We start from the raw sequence: 26,244 nt of genomic DNA on the forward strand, positions 1-26,244 counted from the left end.
GCACATCCTTAAACAGGGATGCGAAACATACCAGAAACTGAGTTTATAGTGGAGAGGTATTGGGTGTTTTTTCATCAAATCAATAAAAAAAGCGATAGGAAAACCTATCGCTCTCTAAATCTGCCTATATCGGCCAAAATTTGCATACTCAACTTGGTACACAAATCTCCATTTGTTATTGGTGCTTTCCATGCCAAATTTGTTTGTTGTTCATCGTCCTGATGAGTTTTGGCTATCCTTTTCTAACACCTTGTTGCTGGGCTGTCCTAGCCTGATCCATTTCTGTCTATACCGTTAGACTAGATGATCATCCATATCTAAGTCAGCTCCTAGCTGATGGCGGTTACTTTACCGTGTTACAAAAAGACTACAAGAGTGCGACTTCACACTTTTGTACACAAATCGATCACACATTGATAAATCAGACATAAACACAAAACGCATTAATAAAACCAATACAAAAGAAAACGCCCCGACCATTACTGATCGGGGCGTCTCTTCAATCTCGCTCGAACGTACATTCCTTTACTCTGGCTAAGAGCAAGAAACCGACAAATTAGTGTAAACCACCAACGTACTTCGATAAGGTATCAATATCAGCGTCTGTTAACTTTTTAGCTACATCACGCATCATCGCATTCATGTCGTTATTGCGGTCACCATCGCGGAATTTTTCAAGTTGAGCCTTGATGTAATCTGCGTGCTGACCTGAAATCTTAGGGAAACCAGAAAGTTCGGTACCATTACCACGAGGGCCATGACAAGCAATACACGCCGTTACGCCGCGTTCTGCGTTACCCGCTGTGTAAAGAACCTTACCTTCATCTACTACATTTTCAGGAGTAGAGTTACTAGAGATAGGTAGAGAGGCGTAGTATGCCGCTAGGTCAGCCATATCTTCTTCAGATAAAGGCATCGCCATTGCACCCATTACAGGTTCGTAACGACCTTGCTTACCACCACTTGTCATACCTAGCTTAAGCTCTTTTAACTGCTTCTCTAGATACTTCTCATGTTGACCAGCCAGCTTAGGGTACTGAGTGATCAGGCTGTTGCCGTCAGCACCGTGGCAGGCAACACATGTTTGTGATTTGGCTTTACCAGCTTCAATACTACCTTGAGCCCATACTGAGCAGCTGGCTAAAAGACTCAAAATTAGCGCTAATTTCTTCATGACATTCCATTATAATTATCAAGCTTCCAGTACCACTCTATGTTGCCACTCATGGTACAATAGGCGACCTTATGCCGAGCACGGTTATTTTACACAAATTCACAAAAAAGTAATCAATCGACTACACAAAGTCGAGATGGAGTTAACAGTGAGCGTAAAAATTCATTATCAAAACACGCATTTCATTACCAGTGCACCTGATATTCGTCATTTACCAGAAGACGAAGGGATCGAAATTGCGTTTGCAGGACGCTCCAATGCTGGTAAATCTAGCGCGCTAAATCGCGTTACAAACCAAAAAAGCTTGGCGAAAACCAGTAAAACACCCGGTCGAACTCAGCTAATCAACCTATTTAAGGTAACGGACGGTTGTCATATCGTCGATTTACCTGGATATGGCTTTGCTCAAGTACCACTTGAGATGAAGAAAAAATGGCAGAAGTCGCTAGGTGAATACCTACAACGACGTGAAAGCCTGAAAGGTTTAGTGGTATTGATGGATATCCGTCACCCAATGAAAGACCTTGACCAACAAATGATCTACTGGGCTATCGATAGCCGCATCCCAGTACAGGTTTTGTTAACAAAAGCAGACAAACTGAAAAGTGGTGCGCGTAAAGCACAGCTACTGAAAATCCGTAACGATGCAAAATCTTTCGGTGGTGATGTTGCGGTTGATGTCTTCTCTTCAATGAAGGGCATCGGCGTTGACCAACTGCGTGCCAAGATGGATGAGTGGTTTGCGCCTGCGCTTGCTGATCAAATCATTGATGAGTTAGCAGACGAAGAGCACAACGACTCAGAGTAGTTCCTCTACTTATCGCTATAGGTTAGAGCACTTACAACACGTGATTTAGCCTTATCAATGCCCCTCCTTATATAGGTGGGGTATTTTTTTGCCCAAAAATGAGTGAGTTAAGCATAAGTTTTTAGTGTTAAAAATCGGATTTAGCCACTAAAACCAATAGAAGTGAACCATACTAAAAGACACATCTAAATAATCAGAACAATGAGAAAGGAATACTCATGTGGAAAACACCATTGGCCATCATTGCACTTATGTTGGTCTCACTGACAGGGTTTGCCTCTGAAGCAGAACAAGAACAAGCCCCACTGATCAATGTCGATATGACCTTAGACCTCGATGGCATGGAAAAGTACGCCCAAGACGCGAGTGAGTCTCTTGAGGTGATATCGCAATCTTTGCAAGCGATAGTCAACAACCCCAACCTAAGCGACGACCAGCAACAAGCCCTCAATCAAACGGTTGAAAGTATCAATAAGCTTGCGAGCTCCACCAAGACATCACTCAATCAACTGCCACAAGCCTTAGACCAATCTCGACTCGCCTTTAAACAAACCAGTCAAATGCTGTTGGATGACATTCAGACCAAGATCATCATTGCGCTGGCGGCCGTTATCGCCGTCATTATTATCGCTTTGACCGCTATCTATCTGCTTATCCTGAAACCCATGCAGCAAACCTTGGTAAAAGCGACCAACAATATCTCTTCGATGGCACAATCCATCCAGATCACCGCCGAAGCACTGAAATACAGCACCGAGAAACAACAGAAAATCATGGATTACATTGAGCATTTACCGACTCAATACACTGATAAATAAGGCGTGATCCATCAATCCTTTATCGATAACTTGTAAAATAAAAGTTATTTCAAGTGATAAAACAATCGACTTAGAGACGGATTTAAATTACCAAAAGCTGATCGAATTCCAGATCTAAGGCAAATCAGGGGCTTATCACTGTGCTTGAGAAAGTGTAATAAAAGGCACTAAAAATGAGAGGTTTTACGGGGGAATGGTAGGTTGGAAATATTTTTCTTTCGCACAAGAAAAAACGCCCCAGTCAAATACTGACTGGGGCGGCTGAATCAGCCTAATCCAATAACGTGAAACAAAAGGTCTGAAAGATAGAACATCTTACCTCTGTACCCTACGAGATTTAATGTACAACAATTGCTCAGAAATGAAAACAACTTTTGTAGTTTTTTTTCATGAATGTTTTATTAAAACACCTAAACCCTTTTTACGATTCAACTTTATTCGAGACAAAAAAAAGCCAGTGTTTGTGCACTGGCTCATACTAATTTGCTCAATAAGGTCAAAAACTGATTAGTGGGCTTGATCCCAGTTGTCACCGTGGCCAGCTTCCGCAACCAGCGGCACTTCTAGCTCTGCAGCTGATTCCATCAATTCTTGTACTTTACTTTCAATTTCGGCTAAAGATGACTCTTCCACTTCAAATACCAATTCATCGTGTACTTGCATCAATAACTTAACTCGACCATCGCCTTCCGCTTGGATCCATTCATCAACCAATAGCATCGCTTTCTTGATGATGTCTGCCGCTGTACCTTGCATTGGCGCGTTGATCGCCGCGCGTTCAGCAGCTTTACGACGCATGCCATTACGAGATTGAATCTCAGGAAGGTGCAGTCGACGACCGTAAATGGTTTCAACGAAGCCTTGCTCTGAAGCAGCACTGCGCGTATCTTCCATATACTGCATTACGCCAGGGTAACGCTCGAAGTAAGTGTCCATGTAGTGCTGTGCTTCGCCACGAGGAATACCCAGTTGCTTAGCCAAGCCAAAGGCACTCATACCGTAGATAAGACCGAAGTTAACGGCTTTAGCACGACGACGCTGCTCAGTCGTTACCTGCTCAATATCAACACCAATGATCTCAGCAGCCGTTGCCGCGTGAATATCTTTGCCTTGTTGGAATGCTTCCAGAAGCGCTTTATCACCCGACAGGTGCGCCATGATACGCAATTCAATTTGAGAGTAATCGACCGCTAGAATCTTCCAGCCATGTTGTGCAACGAATGCTTGGCGGATACGACGACCTTCTTCATTACGAATTGGGATGTTCTGTAGGTTTGGATCTGTTGAAGACAAACGACCCGTTGCTGTCACCGCTTGGTGATAAGACGTATGAACACGACCCGTTTCAGCGTTGATCATCTTCGGCAGTTTATCTGTGTAGGTAGACTTGAGTTTCGCAAGGCCACGATACTCAATGATCAGCTTAGGTAGCGGGTAATCAAGAGCCAGCTCTTGCAGCACTTCTTCGTTGGTTGAAGGTGCACCTGATGGCGTTTTCTTGATAACAGGCAAGCCCATTTTTTCAAAAAGGATCGCTTGCAGCTGTTTTGGTGAGTTCATGTTGAACTCTTGCTCTGCAATCTCGTAAGCTTTCTGCTCTAGCTCATCAAGACGAACCGCAATCTCTTGCGATTGAGCGCCTAGCAACATGTCGTCGATGAATACACCTGTGCGTTCAATACGAGACATCACTGGAATCAGTGGTACTTCGATCTCTTCATAAATCGCTTTTAGCTTTTCGTCTTGCTCGATGTTTTCCATTAAACGGTTATGAAGACGTAGCGTGACGTCCGCATCTTCTGCAGCGTATGGAGACGCCTCACCCAGCTCAATCTGGTTGAAAGTAAGCTGCTTCTTACCTTTACCTGCGATTTGCTCAAATGAGATGCAGCTGTGCTGAAGGAAACGCAGCGCTAGGCTATCCATATCATGCTTGCCGCCAACGCTATTAAAAACATAAGACGCTAGCATGGTGTCGTGCTTGATGCCTTTCATCTCGATACCGTAGCGCGCTAAAACGCTCATATCGTACTTCAGGTTTTGACCGACTTTAGCCTGTGCGTCATCTTCAAGAATCGGCTTAAGCTGTTCAAGTACCCAATCACGATCCAGTTGTTGAGGTGCATCTAGGTAATCATGGGCAACCGGTACGTAAGCGGCAACGCCTTCTTCGGTTGCGAATGATAGACCAACAAGGTTAGCCACCATGTAGTCCAAGCTATCTGTTTCAGTATCAAAGGCAAACACCTCTGACGCTTTCAGTTTCTCTAGCCACGCATTAAAAGAGGCTTCATCTAAGATGGTTTCGTAGTTGCTGCGATCAATCGTCACTGCAGAGGTGTTCATTTCTACGGTAGAAGTGGTTGATGCCGTGCTGCTGCGCACTGCACCCGACTTCTCATCCGCCTCAACCACACCGCTGCCGCCTTCAAGTAGCTCGTTCAACCAAGATTTGAAGACCAGTTGACCGTATAGCTTAATCAGCTCATCCGTATTTGGTTGTGCTTTTACAAGCGACTCAGGTGTCTCTTCTAACTCGACGTCCAGTTTGATCGTTGCAAGCTCGTAAGACATCTCAGCGTTGTCTTTATTATCAATCAGCTTCTTAGCCATGGTTTTTGAACCACGGAAGCCAAGAGCGGCAATATCATCCAGGTTTTGATACAGCTTTTCGATGCTACCAATGCCTTGTAGTAGAGCAGTTGCTGTTTTGTCACCAACACCTGGAACGCCAGGAATGTTATCCACTTTATCGCCCATCAGTGCAAGGTAGTCGATAATCAGCTCAGGTGGGATGCCAAACTTCTCTATCACGCCTTCGCGATCCATAACCACGTTGGTCATGGTGTTGATCAAAGTAACGTTGTCATCAACCAGCTGCGCCATATCTTTATCGCCAGTACTGATCAAAACCGGCATGCCCGCTTTAGATGCTTGAGAAGCTAGCGTACCAATCACATCATCCGCTTCAACGCCTGGGATCGAGATAAGTGGTAGACCCATTGCGCGAATCACGTTGTGCAAAGGTTCGATCTGACAACGTAGATCATCCGGCATAGGTGGACGATTAGCCTTGTACTCTGGGTACATGTCATCACGGAACGTCTTTCCTTTTGCATCAAAAATAACCGCAATACGATCAGAAGCAAATTGACGCATCATGCTGCGCAGCATGTTAACTACACCGTAAACCGCGTTAGTCGGGATATCACCATTGCTCATGGTGCCAGGGTAAGCATGAAACGCGCGATATAGGTAAGAAGAGCCATCGATCAGAATCAATGGATTATCAGGAATACGAGCCATAATGTTTGTGTATCCAGTAAGTACAGAAATTATCTGTTAAGAATGCCACGTCTGTTGGTTGGATTCCACGTTGTCGATCTGTATCCGTTCACTCGGTTGTGTTCGATATAATCGATTTGTTGTTATTTTTTGTTCTTAGACGCAAGCGTTCTGTGGATAACTCTGTTTATATTATTTATCCACCTTGTTGAAAACTAAGCACAACAAGCAACAAAACAACAATAAGCACATGAAAACAAAGAATAAAATTACAGATCGAACATATGATCAACGATCTTTTTACGATCTTGCGTTGTGGAAAAGAATACTGATGCCGTTTTATTCATAAAAATATGTGCCACTAAATATGCATCTTGTTGAAATGAAGGTATAAAAAAAGCGACACCCGAAGATGTCGCCTAGCAAAAACCGGTAAAGCCATTCAAATTGAATACCACAGCTTTACCTAAAAGCTATAAATTACACTGGAAGCAATGTGAGCAATGTCGTGTCAAAAAGAACTTAGTACAAGTTCGCGAGAATTCTGTTGGGTAACCAAGTAGATACTTGAGTACTTAACATCCTTGTGAACATTTCCTCATTCCCTAAGACAAAGTTAATAATAATGATTCTCATTTAATAGTCAACACTTAAATGATAATAAATCTCATTTAATTTATAAACCGTTAACAGCAGTGCTCAAATTTGCTTCAAAAAATGGATTCTATGGGCATTAATGTCTTCTTTTTCTTCAAATCTTTCGATTAGGTAACCGTTTCTCAATAACAGGCGCAACATTGCAGGGAACTGGTTACGAGACTTAACCTTTAACTGTCTGTAGCCCCGCTCTTTCGCCCACTGTTCCTGAACGTCTAATTGCGCCTGTGCAACGCCTTTGTTCCTCGCGAGCGGTGACACGCCACCAAACCAGCTGTAAAAAGTATCTTGATCCAATTCATAGCCGATCTTAAAGCCAAGCAACACGCCAGCTTCTTCAGCCACTAAGATAAGGCTCTTTTTCCCTGCCAGCCGCTCTGACAGAGAAGCGACACTCTCTTTTTTAGCGAACTCAGAGATCTGCTCGACCACAGACACCACTTCTTCTAAAGAACCTTCACGTACGACAACTGACATCTTATTCATCCTTATAAACGAAAGGGCTGGCACAATGGCCAACCCTTTACTGATCACTTAAGTGAGATCTACACGGTTACTTTTCTTTTAAATGCTCAGCAGCTTGTGCGTTATCTTCAGCAAGCCACTCTGCGACATCTTTAGCGAAGTAAGTAAGAATGCCATCAGCGCCAGCACGCTTAAAGCACAACAGTGATTCCATGACGGTTTCGCGCTCTTTCAGCCAGCCGTTTTGAATCGCCGCTTTGTGCATCGCGTATTCACCAGATACTTGGTAAGCAAACGTAGGCGCTTGCAGTTCGTGCTTAACACGACGAACAATATCAAGGTAAGGCATGCCTGGTTTCACCATCACCATGTCCGCACCTTCATTAAGATCCATCGCGACTTCATGAATCGCTTCATCGCTGTTGGCTGGATCCATCTGGTAGTTCTTCTTGTTACCACCTTTCAGGTTCGAAGCACTGCCAACTGCATCACGGAATGGGCCGTAGTAGCACGATGCATATTTTGCAGAGTACGCCATAATCTGAGTATGAATATGGCCCGCTTCTTCTAACGCTTCACGGATCTTACCAATGCGACCATCCATCATATCCGATGGGGCAACTACGTCAGCACCCGCTTCAGCGTGTGATAATGCTTGCTTGATCAAGACTTCAGTCGTCTCGTCATTCATCACGTAACCATCTTCATCGATGATGCCGTCTTGGCCGTGAGTGGTGAACGGGTCTAGTGCTACGTCAGTAATAACGCCAATGTTTGGCACATGCTCTTTTAGTAAACGTACAGCGCGCTGCACCAAACCTTCTGAGTTATGAGCTTCAGCTGCGCATAAACTTTTAGCATCTTGGTTCACGACTGGAAATAGAGCAATCGCAGGAACACCCAGCTTTGACAGGTAATCTGCTTCCTCAAGCATGTAGTCGATCGACAAGCGTTCAACACCTGGCATTGACTCGACAGGCTCGCGGCGGTCTTTACCCATCAGGATAAACATTGGGTAGATTAGATCATCCACAGACAATTGATTTTCTGCCATTAGGCGACGGCTAAAGTCGTGCTTACGCATACGGCGCATACGGCGACCTGGGAATTGACCTTGAATTGAAACAGACACTAGATTCTCCTTGCCTAGTCTAAGCACCGAAATACTTAGATATGAAAAGTGCTAAATACAGGCAAAAGCATATCACTGATGGCTCAGGACGCTAGCAGTAAAATATGAAACCCACTCAAAAATAGGGATAAATGGCAAAAAATGACCTTCTCCTCACACTGCCGTATACTCATGACAACTCAGTAAAGACCGCTTTCAGGACAAAACAATGATCGACACCCATGCTCATATTTACGCTAGCGAATTCGATGAAGACCGCGAACAAGTTGTGCAGCGCGCACTGGCTCAAGGGATTGATACCATTCTATTGCCGAACATCGATTTAGAATCTATCGAACCAATGTTAGCAACGGAAGCGCAGTTTCCTGATGTGTGCCTTTCAATGATGGGCTTACACCCTTGTTATGTGGATGCGAATATCGAGCAAACCCTCAAAACCATTCGAGCTTGGTTTGATAAGCATGACTTTATCGCCGTGGGTGAGATTGGTATCGACTTGTACTGGGATAAAACCTTCAAGGCTGAACAAGAGATGGCGTTTGTGACTCAACTGCAGTGGGCAAAAGAGCTTGATCTACCTGTGGTGATCCACACTCGTGATTCCATTGAAGAGACACTTGCCCTACTTCGTAAAGAACAAGATGGCAGCTTACGCGGGGTATTCCACTGCTTTGGTAGCAGCTTAGAGGAAGCTCAAGCGATCAACGAGCTAGGCTTTCATTTAGGTTTAGGCGGCGTTTCGACCTTTAAGAACTCTGGGATGGACAAGGTGATCCCACATCTCGATATGGATTACGTCATTCTAGAGACAGATTGCCCATACTTGGCACCAACACCGAATCGCGGTAAACGCAATGAACCAGCCTACACAGAATTAGTAGCAAAACGCATCGCCGAATTACGCGGAATTACCCTTGAAGAAGTCGAAAACATAACCACCAAAAATGCTAAGGCATTGTTTAATTTATGACAAATCTATTAATAAGTAATTATTACGGATTTTTCCTGAATTTATTTGAGAAAGCTAAGTGACATGTATATTATCAACCACCTGCATATGGAGGTAGTTGATTATGTGTGACCATTCACAACACTTACAACGTCAACATCGAACCCTATGGCATAAAATTTTGGGCATCAAAGAGCTCTATATATGTCAGAACTGTGGCTATCAGTTAAAGATTCGATAAACAGACATAATAAAAAAGCGGCCCTAGGCCGCTTTTTTATTATGTGATTTTTACTGAAGCATTCCGAATCAAGATTCAGCTTCTTCCTCTTCATCCGCATCTGGCTTACGCGTATAAAAGCGTGCGAAAAACAGACCAATCTCAAACAGAATACACATTGGAATCGCCAACAGTGTTTGCGAGATCATATCTGGTGGTGTCAGCATCATACCGATGATGAAAGCACCCACCACAATGTAAGGACGCTTTTCAGACAGAGATTGAGGCGTTGTTGCCCCCGTCCAACACAACAAGATAATCGCAACAGGCACTTCAAAGGCAATACCAAAAGCAAAGAACAGCGCGAGTACAAAATCAAGATAGCTTGAGATGTCGGTTGCGAACTCTACTCCCCCTAATGATATGGCCGTAAAAAAGCCAAATACCAACGGGAATACAATAAAGTAAGCGAACGCCACACCACAGTAAAACAGCAATGAACTTGAAGCCAATAGCGGCATGATCAAGCGTTTTTCATGCTTGTATAAACCCGGAGCAACAAAAGCCCACACCTGATACAAAATAAACGGAACCGCGAGGAATATAGACGCGATCAAGGTTAATTTCAGCGGTGTGAAAAATGGCGATGCAACATCGGTTGCGATCATCGTCGCCCCTTCCGGTAGACGATCTACCAAAGGTGCTGATACGAATTCATAAATATCATTAGCAAAATAAATTAGCCCGACAAATATCACTAGCACCGCGACAATCGCACGTAGTAGGCGATTACGTAGTTCTAGAAGGTGGCTAATTAAAGGCTGTGTCTGCTCAGTCGAAGACATGTCAAACCTCTTAAACAGGAAGATCGAAAAGGAGCCGCGCGTGTATCTATCCAGTTGAATTGGTATCCACTTGAATAGTTATTTACTTGAATAGATATCTATTTAAACATCTAGCGAATCAAGTATCCGGCGACTCCTCCTTGCGAGACTATTCGGCTTTCTTATCTGACGGTGCTGAAGCTTCGCTGTTGACCTGAATGGTTTCAGATTCCACAGTTTCCATGACACTAGGTTTAGTCTCACTTGGCTTATCAGACTCAGGCTTAGCATACGGACGTTGAACCTCAGCAGCGGCCTGCTTGAGTTCATCGACTGACGCTTTAAGGTCTGGAGATAAATCTTCCATACCCATTTTTTCCGCCTTGCGTAGGTTTTCTTGCAGCTCTTGCACCTTAAGCTCATGAGAAAGTTCATCTTTCACACTGTTTGCCATGCTTTTCGCTTGTCCAACAAACTTGGAAATACTGCGAATCGCCACGGGCAAACGCTCAGGCCCTAAAACCACTAACCCAACGACAGATATTAATACCAGTTCCCAAAAACCGATATCAAACACGATTTACGCCTGCTCTTTGTCTTTCTTTGTTTCAGCAGTTGTTTCAGCGTGAGCTTCTGTCTTCTGCTGTTCAATATTCTTTGGTTCGAAGTCTGCATCTTTCTTATCTGCAGGCTTGTCTTCATCGCTCATCGCTTTTTTGAAGCCTTTAACCGCTGAACCTAAGTCACCACCCATACCGCGCAGTTTCTTTGTTCCGAATAGCAAAATTACAATTACAGCAATGATTAGAAGTTGCCAAATACTGATACCACCCATTGTCATTGTCCTCGGGTCTGTCTACACATAAAAATATTAAGAGAGTCTACTGTCTAACGACGGTAAGCTCGCCAACTAAGCAACCAAAATGTGACACCTGCGATGCCACAGCCCATAGATAGCTGCTCATAAGGGCTTGAAACTAATATTGCGGAGCATACGACTAAAGTGGCTCCAACGCCAAACAAAAACTTTCCAGTTGCTTGCTGACGCTTACTATCTCGGTAACCTTGATAAAGCTGATCCATTCTGTGGTTCATCGCTTTACCTTGGCGCAAGCTGTCATAAAGTAGCTCTGGCAGCTCTGGCAGTTTTTCTGCCCAGAATGGCGCACGCTCTTTTACTGCGTTGATCACAGCTTGCGGCCCCACCTGATTCATCATCCAGGTTTCAAGGAAAGGCTTGGCGGTTGCCCACAAATCAAGTTGCGGATACAACTGACGACCTAGGCCTTCCACATACAACAAGGTCTTCTGTAGAAGTACCAACTGAGGCTGAACCTCCATGTTGAAACGTCTTGCTGTATTAAATAAGTTTAGCAACACATGGCCAAATGAGATCTCGCCAAGTGGTTTTGCAAAGATTGGCTCACACACCATACGGATCGCGAACTCAAAATCATTGACGTTAGTGTCGTGTGGCACCCACCCCGAATCAACGTGTAGCTCAGCAACTTTACGGTAATCTCGATTGAAGAAAGCCAACAAGTTCTCTGCTAAATAGCGCTTATCTTCGCTATTGAGCGTACCAACAATGCCACAATCCAAACCAATCCACTGAGGGTTATCTGGATTCTCTGGGTTAACAAATACGTTGCCCGGGTGCATGTCTGCATGGAAAAAGCTATCTCGGAATACTTGGGTGAAGAATACCGTCACACCGCGTTCCGCGAGCAATTTCATGTTGGTGCCGTTGGCTTCTAGCGTCTCAATATCGGAGACTTGAATACCATAGATTCGCTCTGACACCATCAGGGTTTCGCTGCTTAGATCAGGGATAACCTCTGGAACATACAGCTCTTCACTGCCTTCAAAATTACGTCGCAGTTGAATGGCATTGGCCGCCTCACGGCGCAGGTCGAGTTCATCAAGTAACGTTTTCTCGTACTCGTGAACCACTTCAACCGGTTTCAAACGACGTGCTTCAGGAAGCGACTTAGCGACTATACGCGCCATTCGGTGCATCAGTTTTAGATCTGCGTCAATCACCGGGCGAATATCAGGTCGAATTACCTTCAGAACAATCTCACGACCGCTCTCTTTAAGCTTTGCGGTATGCACCTGAGCGATAGAAGCAGAAGCCAGTGGCTCGATATCAAAGTCGGTAAACCAGTTGTCTAAACTGCCACCCAACGCCTTTTCCATATCTTGCTTCGCCAGTTGACCATCAAACGGCGCAACTTGGTCTTGCAACAACGCCAACTGATCGGCGATATGAGGAGGGAACAGATCACGACGTGTCGACATCATCTGTCCAAACTTGATCCACACTGGACCAAGTTCTTGCAGCGCAAGGCGCAAGCGATGACCCAACTCTTTATCTTGATGCTTGTTCTTAAGCCAAAACAGTGACTTTCGCGCCAACAAAGGAGCTTTAGTCAGTTGGTGTTCCGGCATCAACTCATCAAGGCCGTATTCCAACTGTACCTTGATAATATGATAAAGACGTTTCAGTTCTGCTGGGGTCATGCTTTCTCCAACAGAGCGTTCAACTTAGCTTCAAGACGAGCAGCGGAGCTTTTTACGTCATCAACTTGGTCGCAAAAGTGCGCAACTTCTAACGGTGCAGGTGCGATCTTCCACTCTTCAGTCAGAACTTGAGCAACATGATTTTGATGCTTAGTTGCCTGTTTTGCTACAAAGCCACCGACGTTTTTAACGCCTTGCACCAAGGTATGCGCAACCACATCACCCGTTACGCGCGATAACCACTCTTCCAAATCAGGCTTGCAGTCTGTCATCAGTTGAGCGAATTTCTGAGCCAGTTGAATATCACCTTCTAAGATCAGCTTATCTTGCTTGATCAGCTTGGTGATGTTCGATTGCTCACGCAGTTCAGGTAACACCGATAGGTTCAAAGATAGGTAGCAGTCAGGCTGCCCTTCGTATTCTGACAACACATCAATCTGTTGGCTGAAAACGAAAGTGAGTGTTTTATTCAACTCTTTCAAATTGACTTGAATGATCTGCCCCTTTAAACGAGACAAACGACGAACCAGTGCTGGATCATCGTTCACGAAAGTATTTAAAGAGGTTTCAATAACCGCGGTTACCAATGGATCAAATGGCATGACTGTCCTTACCTTTGAAAACGGATAAGCCTTAACCTATCCGTTCTATCTTTATTCTTATTGTTTAGCACGCTCAGCGAGCCTGCTACCAAGCTCGACTAGAACTTGTAACCGCGGTGCAGCGCAACAATGCCGCCCGTTAGGTTGAAGTATTTTGTATTTTCAAAGCCCGCTTCTTGCATCATGCCTTCCAAAGTCTCTTGATTTGGGTGCATACGAATAGATTCTGCAAGGTAACGGTAGCTGTCTGCATCGTTAGCAATCAACTCACCCATTTTTGGCAACAGGTGGAAAGAGTATGCGTCGTAAACCTTTGATAGTGGCTCAAGCACTGGCTTAGAAAACTCAAGAACCAACAGACGGCCACCCGGCTTAAGTACGCGGTACATAGAACGCAGCGCTTGGTCTTTATCGGTTACGTTACGCAGACAGAAGCTGATCGTAATGCAATCGAAGTAGTTATCTGGGAATGGCAACTCTTCAGCGTTCGCTTGTACGTAGTGTACGTTGCCAACAATGCCGCTATCACGCAGCTTATCACGGCCAACATTCAGCATTGAGTTGTTGATATCAGCAAGAACCACGTGGCCTTTTTCACCAACGATACGCGAGAATTTCGCAGTAAGGTCGCCAGTACCACCACCAAGATCTAGGATACGCTGACCAGGGCGAACGCCACTGCAATCAATCGTGAATCGCTTCCACAAGCGGTGAACACCACCCGACATTAAGTCATTCATGATGTCGTATTTAGCGGCTACAGAGTGAAATACCTCTGCTACTTTCGCGACTTTTTCGTCTTTCGCGACTGTTTCGAAACCAAAGTGTGTGGTTTCTGACTCTACTGCTGAATTTGTCTGCACGCTTGTGTCCATAATGCTGTTATCTACCATGGTAAGTTCTCATCGACAGCACGCTCTCTATTTAGAGGCGCTGCGGCCGATTAGTTTACTTTATCCTCAGTAGGTTGTCTTTCTACTAAAGAGACATTTTCTGAAAAAGCCTCATTTTGAGCCATTTCAGCCAAGCCTACCGAAATCGGTTTCTTCACCTCAACACCGAGTTGCTTGAAGCTTTCCGCCTGACGGATCACATTGCCACGCCCAGTCACTAGCTTATTCATCGCTCCTTGGTAGCTTTGGTTGGCTCTATCTAATGAGCTTCCAAGACCTTCCATATCATCAACGAACAGGCGTAATTTGTCGTAAAGCTTGCTCGCACGTTCTGCGATAACCTGTGCGTTCTGGTTCTGTCTGTCGTTACGCCACAGGTTATCAATGGTACGCAGTGCCACCAGCAAAGTGGTTGGGCTGACCAAGATGATATTTTGCTCCATCGCGTCTTTCACCAAGCTAGGATCCGCCTGAATCGCCACTTGGAATGCTGGTTCAACCGGGATAAACATCAACACGTAATCCAGACTCTGTATGCCTTTGAGCTGATGATAATCTTTCTGGCTCAAGCCTTTGATGTGCGCTCGCAGTGACACCAAGTGATCGCGCAATGCAGCATCGCGTTGCTGATCGGTTTCGGCATTGAAATAGCGTTCAAATGCCACCAGCGCCATTTTTGAATCGACCACCACTTGCTTGTCTTGTGGCAGATGCACAATCACATCCGGTTGATAACGCTTGCCCGCATCGTTTTGCAGGTTCACTTGCGTTTGGTATTCGTGGCCTTCGCGCAGTCCTGATTCAGCAAGCACGCGAGCCAGCACCACCTCGCCCCAGTTACCTTGTTGTTTGTTGTCACCCTTTAGCGCTTGAGTCAGGTTCACCGCTTCACGTGTCATGCTCTCATTAAGACGTTGCAGGTTTTTAAGCTCATGAACTAAGGTATGACGCTCTTTGGCTTCTTGGCTAAAGCTGTCGTTCACTTGTTTCTTGAAGCCTTCTAGTTGCTCTTTCAGCGGCGACAACAAACCCTCTAAGCTTTGCTTGTTTTGTTGATCGACCTTAGCGGTTTTACTCTCAAACAGTTGATTCGCTAACAGTTCAAACTGCTGCTTAAGTCGAGATTCTGCTTGTTCTAGCAGTTGCAGCTTTTCACTGTTGGCGAGGTTTTCTTGGTCATGCCTAGCTTCTTGCTCGCGAAGCTCAGCCTCCAACTCAGACTTATGCTCCTTAAGAACATTGATATCATCGGCATACTGTTGGCGCTCTTGCTTGACCGCCTCAAAGTAGCGCAGCTTTTCCATCGCGGCCATCACCTTGCCATGCGCTTGCTTGAGCTCGAATGCCGCTTTGTCTCGGTCATCATCCAGTTCATTGAGCTCTTGTTGAGCCTCTGCGAGCGAGGATTTGAGCTGAGATTGTTGAGACTCATGCAGCAAACGGTCGGACTCTAGCTGCTGTTCAAGAAGTCGCTGTTGAAAAGAGAACTTCTGTTTGATCCACCAACCCACCACACCGCCGCTGACGAGCGCGCCAGAAATAGCAGCAATAAGCGGTGCTTGATGTTCGATAATCCATTGCATGATAATGATTTAGCCTAATTGGAAGTAACTCATTAAATGGTATTTTGATACTGGATAAATGTCCAGTTTGCCGTATTAAATTTCGACAGATAGACTAGGCGCTCCGTATTCTGTCCCATCAAATTAGAATGAGTTGCTATGAACGAACGTCGTGCCTTGGGCTTTGGCCTTTCCGCGGTATTACTGTGGTCAACAGTTGCTACTGCTTTTAAGCTGACCCTTGCTGAGTTTTCGCCGATTCAAATGCTGACCATTGCCAGCATAGTGTCATCAATGGCACTGATCGCCATCTGCGCCTTTCAAGGCAAGCTTTCTCAGCTGAGTACTACGTTTCTTTCAAACCCTTGGTATTACCTACTGCTCGGCTTGGTCAATCCACTGGCCTACTACCTGATTCTATTCAAAGCATACGACCTATTGCCAGCATCTCAAGCGCAGGCCATTAACTACAGCTGGGCAATCACGCTAACCTTGATGGCGGCGGTTTTTCTCGGACAAAAGATTCGTAAGCAAGATTGGATTGCTTGTACCTTCAGTTATGCCGGTGTGGTGGTCATTGCCACCAAAGGCGATGTGCTAGGAATGCAGTTCGATAGTCCACTCGGTGTGGCTCTGGCGCTACTTTCAACCTTGCTTTGGGCGGGATACTGGATTCTAAACACCAAAAACAAGGCTGACCCTGTGATTGGCGTATTGCTTGGTTTCTTAGTGGCATTACCTTTCGCGATCGGTTTAACCCTTTACGAAGGCGAGAGCTTTAGTCAAATCACAGCAAAAGGTTGGATGGCTGTGACTTACGTAGGCCTGTTCGAGATGGGCATTACCTTTGTCTTATGGCTATCAGCACTGAAGCTGACCAACAACACAGCGCGTATCAGCAATCTGATTTTTGCGTCACCGTTTATCTCGTTGATGCTACTTTCGACCATCATTGGTGAAGATATTCACCCAGCGACCCTGTTTGGCTTGGTACTTATCATTGCCGGCCTTGTTATCCAGCAGATCAAATGGGGAAAGAAGAAAAACAACCTCAGCCCTGAAAGTTAATGCCCAGAAAGATTAGGATTATCGCACTACGCGACTTCCCGAATTATCAACGATAACAAGCTTTGAATACAAAAATGGCGAGTCCTATGACTCGCCATTTTTATTTTAATTATTAAGCATCTACCTCTAGAGTCATGTTAGTTCCCTAATATTTCACTGAAGTCATTTTCAGCGAATAACCCCCAACACCTCCGATATTCAAAAACACCACATCAAAAAGTTCGATATAGATTGCTATAAGTTTTACTAATAAGACTATTACGCATCCAACTAGGTAATACGACACCGTCATGATTATATGTTATGAAAATGTTACCTAAGGAAATGACGTGTCCCTATTACAAGAACTAGAAGAGTGGCTACCAGAAATGGTAGAAATTAGACGAAATATTCATCAACACCCAGAACTGGGTTTTGAAGAGCACAACACACAAAGTATGGTAATCGCCAAGCTCAAGGAATATGGCGTTGAACAAATAGACTCTCGCTTTGGAGGAACAGGCGTTGTTGCGGTTATCCAAGGGGAACTCGGTGACGGAAAAACTTTAGGTTTAAGAGCCGATCTGGACGCATTGCCGATCCACGAAGAAAACAACTTTTCTCACCGTTCTTGTCAGGCCGGAAAAATGCACGCATGTGGGCATGATGGACATACCACAATGCTGCTATATGCAGCAAAATACCTCGCAAAAAACCGTCAATTTAATGGTAAAGCCGTACTCATTTTTCAACCCGCTGAAGAAGGCGTTGGTGGCGCGCAAAAAATGCTTCAGGATGGCTTACTTGAGTGCTATCCATTAGATGCATGTTACGCACTTCATAACATGCCAGGAATACCAGAAGGGCATTTCGCATTCAAAGAAGGACCGATCATGGCAAGTTCCGATCGTCTCTTTATTCAGATTAATGGCAAAAGTGGGCATGCGGGCCTACCACAAAACACTCAAGATCCTTTATTAGTTGCGACCCATATCTATCAAGGTATACAAGGCTTAGTTAGTCGAACTTATAGCCCGTTTGAACCGCTTGTCGTTTCAGTCACACAGTTACATTGCGGTGAGACAACTAACGCTATCGCTGATACCGCTCAAATGAGTGGCACCTTCAGAACTCTCTCCCAAAATGTGCGAGACCGCTTGGTCTCTCAACTTGATACTTTGGTTTCTCACACTGCCATGGCTTTCGACATGACCGCACAATTCTCCCTAGGTCCAATATCTCACCCACCCACCGTCAACAGCTTCCCCGAAGTCGAGACAGCAGTGAAAGCCGCCTCTTCAGTCGTTGGTAATGATCAGGTTAACGCAACATGTGAGGCTTTATTAGCCAGCGAAGACTTTTCTTTTTTTCTAGACCAAGTACCGGGATGTTATGGGTTCATCGGCAACGGATTAACCATCAATGGAGAAACGATAGGCTTGCACCACAAGAACTACGATTTCAATGATCGAGTGTTACCGACCGGAGCCGCATACTTCATCTCTCTACTTCAACAAAACTAGCTCATAAAAATTAGCACAGGGGTCACGGTGACCCTCAATAATCACAGGAGTGTGAAATGTCAGGTTTACTAGATCAAAAACAACTCCCTCAGAAAGTCAGCATAATTGATCGTATTGAGAAGTTTGGTGACCGAATACCCCATCCATTCTATATGTTTATTACCTTATGCTTAGCGGTCATATTCTTGTCTTGGATAGTGTCGACTTTTGGTGGGAATATAGCGCACCCTTTGAGCGGAGATGAAATCAAAGTAAAGAACCTGCTCAGTGGCGAAGGGTTTGTGTACATTCTAAATTCAGCTGTATCAAATTTTATCGCGTTTAAACCTCTTGGTTTGGTACTTTGCATGATGCTCGCAGTAGGGCTTGTTCAAGAAGTAGGATTAGCAGACTCAGCAATTAAACAATCGCTTTTAAACGCACCCAAAAATTTCGTAACTGCCTCTATATTTCTAACCGGGATCATCGGTAACTTAGCATCTGATGCGGCGTTTATCTTAGTGCCTCCTTTAGCTGGCATCATTTTCTCTGCGACCAATCGAAACCCTGTCGTAGGAATTGCTGCTGGCTTTGTTGCTGTGGCCGCAGGCTTTACTGCCAACGTATTTATCGCAGGAACGGATGTTTTACTCTCCGGTATTTCAACAGAAGCTGCCCGCATTGTTGAACCTGTAGAAGTTAGCCCCGCGGCTAACTGGTACTTCATGCTTCTTTCGGTACCTCTCTTGGTCATACTTGGAACACTTATAACAGACAAATACATAGAACCGCGATTTGATAAGCAAACAAAACGCTCTGCCGAAGAGTCTCCACTGAGCACTGAAAACCCTGAGAAATATAGTGTCACCGACATTCAAAAACGAGCTTTAAAATGGTCTGGGTACGCATCAATTGTTTTTATCCTAGGAATGGTGGCGCTACTACTTCCAAGTGATTCGCCATTGAAAAACGCCGATGGCGGCTTAGTTCCATCTCCCTTCCTTACTGGCATAATCCCAATAATTATGGCGTTTTTCATTATGAATGCCGTGGTTTACGGTGTAAAAGCCGGAGAGATAAAGAAAGCGAGTGATGTGCCCGATCTGATGGCGAAGTCATTGCATGGTATTGGGGGTTACATCGTCTTAGTTTTTGTTATTGCCCAATTTATTGCTTGGTTTAATTGGTCTAACTTGGCTATATTTTTCGCTGTGAATGGCGCTGAAATGCTCGCTCAGGTTGAAGTGCCAAAGCTATTAATGTTAGCCATGTTTATGATACTTGCAGGGTTCATGAACCTGATTGTTTTCAGTGGTTCGGCTCAATGGGCAATCATGGCCCCAGTCTTTATTCCACTATTCATGCTACTGGATATATCACCTGAATATACTCAGATGGCTTACCGAATCGCAGACTCAACAACCAATATTATATCTCCAACAAACCCTTACGTGCCGATGGTATTAGCGTTGATAGCCAAATATAACCCCAACGTAAAATTCGGTACATTTCTAGCTATGATGGTCCCATATGCATTCTTTCTATTTACAATCTGGGGAGCTGTATTCTTGACCTACACTATGCTAGGTCTACCTGTTGGACCTATGTAGACCGCGTAAACTACAGTTTGAGACTGACTTGCTTTCTGAGCATTAGATTAAACTCATCGATGATCTGTCGGTGAGTTTCTTTTCTTGTAATTAGCCCAATTGAACGATATTGAATTGGTTTTACTATTGGGATAAATCTCAAGTTCTCATGAGCATGTAATGAAGCGATGGTTGAGGATAAAATAGCAGAACCTAAACCGCTATCGATCATACCAAGCAATGTTGAAGTGTGTGACGCACTAATTTCAGGATCATAGGTAAGACCTGCTCGCATAAATGCCTGGTCAGCAAGTGTTCTTAAACTATTTCCTGGACTGATACCAATAGAAGCATACTGATGAGCCTGCTTCCAGTTAACCTCACTCTCTGCACTCAAGTGATGAGCCTTATTACAGGTAAAGCATAAGTGATCACGAAACAGCAGTTCAAAATTTAGTTCCGAGTTATTAGGGGGAGTACCAATACCTATATCCGCACGTCCTTCTAGAACTGAATTATGGATATCATTAACTCGCTCCTCAATTAACCGAAACGAAAAAGATGGGTGCGTTCTTTTCAGCTCACTGATGGTTTTCGGAACCAATGAAGAACACATTGAATACAAAGACGAGATAACCAGCGTTCGATGGTAGCCTTGCTGACGAGCTTTATTTTCCAACTCCCACTTATCCAAACGGTTAACAATGAACAAAGCTTCTTGATAGAACGTACGACCAGTTTCAGTTAGCAGTATTTTTCGGCCTCTTTTCTCAATAAGTTCTGAGGCAGTTTGTACCGCAAGTTTTTGCATCATTTGGCTCAATGCAGATTGCGTAATGTGTATTTGTTCAGCCGCGGCTGTAAAACTTTTAGTTTCAGCAAGAGTAATAAACGCTTTAAGTTGTCGATAACTCACATCCATAAGACTGACACCACCTTAAGTATTTTCTTTGCACAAAGTTATCGATTACGAAACATCAATAAGAAGACTCACAATATAAGATTCACACAAAGCGATAGAGTCAGTTCAGCGTCATGGGTTGCTACAATGTGTGTGGCTTCTCATTAAAAATCATATCAAGCAGAAAGTTTTACAACCGTTCTGTGCCCTTCCAATTTAGAGTGCGAAGTGACTAAGGAGTTGGACTTTACTGATGCTTATGGTTGTTCAGTGTTCCATGAGATGTGAGGTGCGTTAACAGTTTAGCGTTAGATAGGAAATTATTGCGGGTTTAGATTTGAAAGTTAAATTAACCGTGAAGCATATATGTTATCCAAACTAGGCTCTAACAACTCAGAGCCCAATAAAGACGATTACAAATTGAGTTTTGGTTTGAAAGTTGAAATTTAGTCACCAAAGAAACTAAATGTAAGAATGCAAAATAGCTACTCTCGAGGGATAATTAGTGGCTGTCACTATTAAGAGACAAACCTGTTGTCTGTCACTCTTAAACCCACTGGCCTGCTGCAAAGCCAGAGCTCCAGCACCATTGGAAGTTATATCCTCCTAACCAACCTGTTACGTCCATTACTTCACCGATGAAGTAGAGGCCAGAAACCGTCTTACATTCCATGGTTTTTGAAGATAGATGATTGGTGTCCACACCGCCTAGAGTCACTTCCGCTGTTCGGTAACCTTCCGTGCCGTTTGGCGCAATTTTCCAGTTCTCTAAATGCTCTACAATGTCATTCAGCTGTTTTTCATTGAACTGCTTGAGCGGCTTGTCTTCAAGCTCTTTGCGGTCAATCAGTACTTCTACAAAACGCTTTGGTAATGCTTTCGCTAAGGTGTTTTTCAGGCTCTGATTTGGGTGCTTCTCGCGAGAGTTAGCCAGCAACTCAGCCACATCCACTTCTGGTACTAGATTAATCGAAACCGATTGACCCGCTTTCCAGAAAGAAGAAATTTGCAGTACTGAAGGACCCGATAGGCCGCGGTGAGTAAACAGCAACGCTTCTTTGAATAAGGTGCCGTCTTGCGCGGTGATCTCGGCAGGAATCGCGATTCCTGAAAGCTCAGCAAAGGCTTCTTTGTCTTCTTTATGCAGAGTAAATGGCACCAAACCGGCTGTAGTCGGCATCACAGACAAGCCAAACTGCTCGGCAATCTTATAGCCAAATGGCGTCGCACCTAGTTTCGGCATCGATAAACCGCCCGTCGCCACGACAATTGAGTCACACTCAACTTCGTCGGTATTAAGGTGCATCTTGAAGCCAGCGTCTGTTTTTTCGATGGAGTGAACATCACAACGGTAGCGCTGTTCTACTTTCGCCTGCTTACACTCGTCAAGCAGCATGCTCACGATGTCTTTTGCTGTGTGGTCATTTACACAGAACAACTGGCCGTGATCGCGCTCTTCGAACTCAATACCGTACTTGCTCACCATCGAGATAAAATCCCAGTTGGTGTATTGAGATAAAGCTGACTTCACGAAGTGAGGGTTGTTACACAGGAAGTTGTTGGCTGAAACATCATAGTTAGTGAAGTTACAACGACCGCCACCTGAGATTAAAATTTTTCTGCCTGGTTTCTTTGCATGATCAACCACCAGCACTCGTCGGCCACGTTTACCAGCTTCCGCAGCACACATTAAGCCTGCGGCGCCCGCACCAATTACGATTACATCAAATTTTTCACTCATGTGGTTCTGCTTTTCTTCACTTTTGCAGCCCGAGTACACCCTGTTCTCGAAATGCCATCAATAAAAAAGGATGTGCATAAACAGCACATCCTTACTAATTGCTCGCTATTTTAGCGGCAATTTTAAACTTTGCAATTGATGTTCAATTGTACAATTAGCAGACAGCAGCAAAACCACTACTTAACTTAGCGAACCAACAACCGAAGCTTCACACCAGAACCTAAGCTCTACTTCACACGTACTAAAAACTCAGACGATGAAAGAAGACAGCAAGGTTACACCTAGCAGAGTGGAAGAGAGTATGAATAACTGTCTTACGCGATCGCACTTCGAAGTAAAAACTTCGTCATGATGATGGTGATACTCTTTGCTTTTGATGTAACTGAACAGGCGAACCTGTTTGGTCATATTGCCATGGGTTGTGAAAAAACCGCCTCCGTCTACTTGTTGATAAAGTAGAGGATGTGCTTCTCGCATTATATAAATGAGTGTTCTTAGCGCAGTAAAATATCGCGCCCAGTTCACGCAAGTCACAACCATTAGTGCAAATAGAATAGTGTCGCCGCTGATCATCCTTTCCTCCCTACATCTTCATAAGAAAACTCAAAAGAAAAAGATAATCAGTGTCTTTCCCGTACTACCTAAACGGCAGGAGCTTCCATAATTGAAGATGAACCATCTTTTGCCAATTGCGCTAGGTCTTTATCAATAAAGAACAGTGCTTTACCGTCTTCACCAACAAGCTCTAGCTTATCCAATACACCTTTAAACAACTTCTCTTCTTCGTGTTGCTCTGCAACGTACCATTGCAGGAAGTTAAAGGTTGAGTAATCTTGTGTGCTGAAAGCAACGTGAGCCAGTTTGTTGATCTTTTGAGTAATCATTTGCTCATGTTCATAAGTTTCACGGAACACAGCACCAAGGCTATCAAATTCATGTTTTGGCGCTTCAATCGCACCTAGAATTGGCATTGCACCTGTTTCACTTACGTAAGTGAAAAGACGCTGCATATGTTCCATTTCTTCTACTGCATGAACACGCAGAAACTCTGCTGCACCTTCAAATCCTTTGTCTTCACACCAAGCACTCATTTGTAAGTATAGATTGGATGAGAAAAATTCTAGGTTAATTTGATCATTCAGTTGCTCAACCATAGTTTTTGACAGCATTTAAGACTCCTAATTACATCCTCAATTTTCTCTACTATATCACTATTTAATGAATATCTCGCAGGCCATTAGTTAACCAATATTTCGAGCTGTCATTACGCAAGACAGTGGATATGAGATCACTTCAGCAAAAAAAGCCATCGCATAGTGCTAATCTTAAATCAGACAATGAATAAAGGAGGTAGCGATATGAGTTACAAACATATTTTGGTCGCGGTCGATTTATCAGAAGACAGCAAATTAATTGTGGATAAAGCGGTAGCATTGGCTAAGCCATTGGAAGCCAAAGTCTCTTTTATCCATATCGATATTAACTACGCAGAGCTGTATACCGGCCTGATTGATATCAACATGGCCGAAACCCAGCACAACGCGATGGAAGCGTCTCGTATTCAGCTGCAAAATTTTGCGGAGCACGCCCAATACCCGATCACCCATACCCTAGTAGGCAGTGGTGATTTGAGTCATGAGCTGTGTGACACCATCAACGAGTTCAATGTTGATCTCGTGGTTTGCGGTCACCATCAAGACTTTTGGAGCAAGCTGCTCTCTTCAACACGCCAACTGATCAACGCCTCTCCGGTTGATATGCTGGTCGTGCCTCTAAGAGATTCAGAAGACTAATGATTTAAGGTTAGGTAACATACAGCTCATATCTTATTAACGAAGTTTTACTATGAGCTATTTAGCTGGTGTTACCCTCCTATGGGCCTTCTCCTTTAGCCTGATCGGCGTTTACCTTGCGGGTCAGGTTGATTCTTGGTTCTCTGTTTTAATGCGTGTTGCCCTTGCTGGCGTCGTATTTCTTCCTTTCCTAAAGTTTCGCGGCGTATCGCGTAAGCTGATCGCTAAATTGATGGCAATTGGTGGTATCCAGCTTGGCCTGATGTACTGCTTCTACTATCAGTCTTTCTTACTGCTATCCGTTCCTGAAGTCCTTTTGTTTACCGTTTTCACGCCAATTTACGTCACGCTTATTTATGACTTTCTCAAAGGGCAATTCTCTCCGTGGTACCTAGTGACAGCGGCAATTGCGGTATTGGGCGCGGTATTCATTAAGTTCGCAGGTATTAACGAAAACTTTTTAGTCGGCTTCCTCGTCGTGCAAGGCGCGAACCTGTGCTTTGCTATTGGTCAGGTGGGCTACAAGGTGGTGATGGAGAAGGAATCGACCGAGTTGCCTCAGCGAACCGTATTTGGTTACTTCTACTTAGGGGCGCTATGTGTCGCGTCAGTGGCTTTCATGCTACTAGGCAACCCAGAGAAACTGCCCACCACCACACTTCAATGGGGAATCCTGATCTACCTTGGCTTGATTGCGTCGGGGCTGGGTTACTTTATGTGGAATAAAGGCGCGTGCATGGTGAATGCTGGCGCGCTGGCAGTGATGAACAATGCCTTGGTTCCTGCTGGTCTGGTGGTGAATATCCTGATTTGGAACAGAGATGTCGATTTGGTTCGCTTGTCTATTGGTGGCGCCGTTATCTTATTCTCTTTATTCGTCAATGAGACGTGGGTGAAGAAGCGCGTAGCAAGATCCGCAAGCAACGCTTAGCTGATTTGAACGAGCTACATGAGTCAGCTCGGATAACCCCAAAAAGCAAAAGAGCGACCTAAGGTCGCTCTTTTTAAATCATCGCTGTAGCAATAAACCATTCAAATCAACTTCAGTGAATTTGATTGTGGCTCACTACCTGAGTCTTGGTTTCAGTGAAGGCAACATCATCAAGTTGTAGGTTGATTCGTTCCAATTCACTTTCCAGCTTCTGACTTTTCTTAAACAGCTTTTGCTGCTTCTTAATCATCTTCGCCAGTTTCTTATTGTACTTCTCTTGTTTCTTAGCCGCTTTCTTCGCTTGTTTGAGTTCAGCTTTCTCATCACCGCTCGCCTTCGCCATCAGTTTTTTCAGCTTGGCTTTTTTCTGTGCGGCTTCTTTTTTGGCAAGCTCAGGGGCCATATCAGCGGCGGCTGGATCGAACATTTGTACGCTCGGTTCAATTGCCTCGTTGATTTCCGCAAGCGACAGTTCTGGTGCAGGTAATGTTTCCGCTAGCAGGCCGCATGCGACTTTCTCTTCAACGGGTTTGTTTTGACAACCAAGAGGTGGAATTGCGGTGGGTTTGCATAGATTCGCTTGATCCGCCGAAGAACGCGCGCAAGAACGACACACGAACTTAGGTTCAGTCACCAAGCTGTGGATCTCGCCCAAGTGTTCGGTGATATCTCGACGGTTTAACTTACAAAAGCGTTTAGCCATGCTTCAACTCCAGCTAAGAATAATAATGATTCTTAGTTAGATATACATCTGTAACGCGACTATCGCAAGTGTTAAATGGCAATTTATCGTATTTATGACGGGAAATTTTCTTAGCGTGTATCTAA

The 26,244-nt window shown here is 44.4% G+C and carries 24 protein-coding genes; 8 read left to right on the plus strand and 16 right to left on the minus strand.

All coding sequences use genetic code 11. From position 1 onward, the window contains the following. Positions 1-556 precede the first annotated feature (556 nt). The gene (locus LMH68_RS07520; protein ID WP_012602993.1) at positions 557-1,174 is read right to left on the minus strand and encodes a c-type cytochrome; all 618 of its coding nucleotides are present in this window, start codon (positions 1,172-1,174) and stop codon (positions 557-559) included. 148 nt (positions 1,175-1,322) lie between these two features. On the opposite strand from LMH68_RS07520, the gene yihA reads away from it, so the two are divergent. Continuing rightward, on the plus strand, positions 1,323-1,982 hold the full coding sequence (gene yihA, locus LMH68_RS07525) for a ribosome biogenesis GTP-binding protein YihA/YsxC (RefSeq protein WP_017060162.1): 660 nt from the start codon (positions 1,323-1,325) through the stop codon (positions 1,980-1,982). 218 nt (positions 1,983-2,200) lie between these two features. After that, positions 2,201-2,800: a GTP-binding protein gene (locus LMH68_RS07530; protein WP_229648027.1), complete on the plus strand. Its 600-nt coding sequence runs from the start codon at positions 2,201-2,203 to the stop codon at positions 2,798-2,800. Between the two features lie 507 nt (positions 2,801-3,307). Here LMH68_RS07530 and polA read toward each other — a convergent pair. From polA to hemB, 3 genes are all read right to left on the minus strand, one after another. Beyond that, a complete protein-coding gene (gene polA, locus LMH68_RS07535; protein ID WP_229648028.1) occupies positions 3,308-6,106 on the minus strand; it encodes a DNA polymerase I in 2,799 nt (932 codons plus the stop codon). 678 nt (positions 6,107-6,784) lie between these two features. Further along, positions 6,785-7,219 (minus strand): GNAT family N-acetyltransferase, encoded by a 435-nt coding sequence (locus LMH68_RS07540; protein ID WP_229648029.1) that lies wholly within the window; start codon positions 7,217-7,219, stop codon positions 6,785-6,787. 76 nt (positions 7,220-7,295) lie between these two features. Continuing rightward, positions 7,296-8,339, minus strand: a complete 1,044-nt coding sequence (gene hemB / locus LMH68_RS07545; RefSeq protein WP_017060158.1) for a porphobilinogen synthase — start codon at positions 8,337-8,339, stop codon at positions 7,296-7,298. Between the two features lie 208 nt (positions 8,340-8,547). On the opposite strand from hemB, the gene LMH68_RS07550 reads away from it, so the two are divergent. Continuing rightward, positions 8,548-9,309, plus strand: a complete 762-nt coding sequence (locus tag LMH68_RS07550; RefSeq protein WP_229648030.1) for a TatD family hydrolase — start codon at positions 8,548-8,550, stop codon at positions 9,307-9,309. Between the two features lie 288 nt (positions 9,310-9,597). Here LMH68_RS07550 and tatC read toward each other — a convergent pair whose 3' ends face one another. From tatC to rmuC, 7 genes are all read right to left on the minus strand, one after another. Beyond that, positions 9,598-10,353 (minus strand): twin-arginine translocase subunit TatC, encoded by a 756-nt coding sequence (gene tatC, locus LMH68_RS07555; protein WP_017060156.1) that lies wholly within the window; start codon positions 10,351-10,353, stop codon positions 9,598-9,600. A gap of 148 nt (positions 10,354-10,501) precedes the next feature. Continuing rightward, complete coding sequence (tatB, locus tag LMH68_RS07560; RefSeq protein WP_017060155.1) at positions 10,502-10,909, minus strand: Sec-independent protein translocase protein TatB; 408 nt, start codon at positions 10,907-10,909, stop codon at positions 10,502-10,504. A 3-nt stretch (positions 10,910-10,912) separates the two neighbouring features. Further along, complete coding sequence (gene tatA, locus LMH68_RS07565; protein ID WP_017060154.1) at positions 10,913-11,167, minus strand: Sec-independent protein translocase subunit TatA; 255 nt, start codon at positions 11,165-11,167, stop codon at positions 10,913-10,915. A gap of 53 nt (positions 11,168-11,220) precedes the next feature. Next, positions 11,221-12,855 (minus strand): ubiquinone biosynthesis regulatory protein kinase UbiB, encoded by a 1,635-nt coding sequence (gene ubiB / locus LMH68_RS07570; protein ID WP_017065813.1) that lies wholly within the window; start codon positions 12,853-12,855, stop codon positions 11,221-11,223. Then, entirely contained in the window at positions 12,852-13,457 is a 606-nt protein-coding gene (locus LMH68_RS07575; RefSeq protein ID WP_017063051.1) for an SCP2 domain-containing protein, read from the minus strand. Before LMH68_RS07575 ends, ubiB begins: the two co-directional genes overlap by 4 nt. A gap of 98 nt (positions 13,458-13,555) precedes the next feature. Beyond that, a complete protein-coding gene (ubiE, locus tag LMH68_RS07580) occupies positions 13,556-14,335 on the minus strand; it encodes a bifunctional demethylmenaquinone methyltransferase/2-methoxy-6-polyprenyl-1,4-benzoquinol methylase UbiE (RefSeq protein ID WP_026012235.1) in 780 nt (259 codons plus the stop codon). Between the two features lie 65 nt (positions 14,336-14,400). Continuing rightward, complete coding sequence (rmuC, locus tag LMH68_RS07585) at positions 14,401-15,933, minus strand: DNA recombination protein RmuC (protein WP_229648031.1); 1,533 nt, start codon at positions 15,931-15,933, stop codon at positions 14,401-14,403. Between the two features lie 138 nt (positions 15,934-16,071). Between rmuC and LMH68_RS07590 the strand changes: the two genes are divergently transcribed. The 3 genes from LMH68_RS07590 to LMH68_RS07600 all read left to right on the plus strand — a co-directional run bounded on the left by LMH68_RS07590 (position 16,072) and on the right by LMH68_RS07600 (position 20,071). Beyond that, positions 16,072-16,980 (plus strand): DMT family transporter, encoded by a 909-nt coding sequence (locus tag LMH68_RS07590; RefSeq protein WP_108100385.1) that lies wholly within the window; start codon positions 16,072-16,074, stop codon positions 16,978-16,980. Between the two features lie 329 nt (positions 16,981-17,309). Further along, positions 17,310-18,482 carry an amidohydrolase gene (locus tag LMH68_RS07595; protein WP_017079350.1) on the plus strand — a complete coding sequence of 391 codons (1,173 nt, stop codon included), beginning with the start codon at positions 17,310-17,312 and terminating at the stop codon, positions 18,480-18,482. A 56-nt stretch (positions 18,483-18,538) separates the two neighbouring features. After that, the gene (locus LMH68_RS07600; RefSeq protein WP_102332585.1) at positions 18,539-20,071 is read left to right on the plus strand and encodes an AbgT family transporter; all 1,533 of its coding nucleotides are present in this window, start codon (positions 18,539-18,541) and stop codon (positions 20,069-20,071) included. A gap of 10 nt (positions 20,072-20,081) precedes the next feature. On the opposite strand, the gene LMH68_RS07605 is transcribed toward LMH68_RS07600, so the two are convergent. The 4 genes from LMH68_RS07605 to ftnA all read right to left on the minus strand — a co-directional run bounded on the left by LMH68_RS07605 (position 20,082) and on the right by ftnA (position 23,861). Continuing rightward, a complete protein-coding gene (locus tag LMH68_RS07605; protein ID WP_017079352.1) occupies positions 20,082-20,972 on the minus strand; it encodes a LysR family transcriptional regulator in 891 nt (296 codons plus the stop codon). A 526-nt stretch (positions 20,973-21,498) separates the two neighbouring features. Further along, complete coding sequence (locus LMH68_RS07610; protein ID WP_229648032.1) at positions 21,499-22,692, minus strand: NAD(P)/FAD-dependent oxidoreductase; 1,194 nt, start codon at positions 22,690-22,692, stop codon at positions 21,499-21,501. A gap of 249 nt (positions 22,693-22,941) precedes the next feature. Further along, a complete protein-coding gene (uspB, locus tag LMH68_RS07615) occupies positions 22,942-23,265 on the minus strand; it encodes a universal stress protein UspB (protein ID WP_229648033.1) in 324 nt (107 codons plus the stop codon). Positions 23,266-23,333: 68 nt separating this feature from the next. Further along, a complete protein-coding gene (gene ftnA / locus LMH68_RS07620; RefSeq protein WP_004735556.1) occupies positions 23,334-23,861 on the minus strand; it encodes a non-heme ferritin in 528 nt (175 codons plus the stop codon). A gap of 189 nt (positions 23,862-24,050) precedes the next feature. Between ftnA and uspA the strand changes: the two genes are divergently transcribed. Further along, the gene (gene uspA / locus LMH68_RS07625; RefSeq protein ID WP_017060149.1) at positions 24,051-24,485 is read left to right on the plus strand and encodes a universal stress protein UspA; all 435 of its coding nucleotides are present in this window, start codon (positions 24,051-24,053) and stop codon (positions 24,483-24,485) included. Positions 24,486-24,537: 52 nt separating this feature from the next. Further along, positions 24,538-25,416, plus strand: a complete 879-nt coding sequence (locus LMH68_RS07630) for a carboxylate/amino acid/amine transporter (RefSeq protein ID WP_017060148.1) — start codon at positions 24,538-24,540, stop codon at positions 25,414-25,416. A 112-nt stretch (positions 25,417-25,528) separates the two neighbouring features. Here the strand turns inward: LMH68_RS07630 and LMH68_RS07635 are convergent, their stop codons facing one another. Next, positions 25,529-26,119: a hypothetical protein gene (locus LMH68_RS07635; RefSeq protein WP_017060147.1), complete on the minus strand. Its 591-nt coding sequence runs from the start codon at positions 26,117-26,119 to the stop codon at positions 25,529-25,531. Positions 26,120-26,244: the final 125 nt, after the last annotated feature.

The sequence above is a fragment of the Vibrio sp. F13 genome, assembly GCF_020806305.2.
GTDB lineage: Bacteria > Pseudomonadota > Gammaproteobacteria > Enterobacterales > Vibrionaceae > Vibrio > Vibrio crassostreae_C.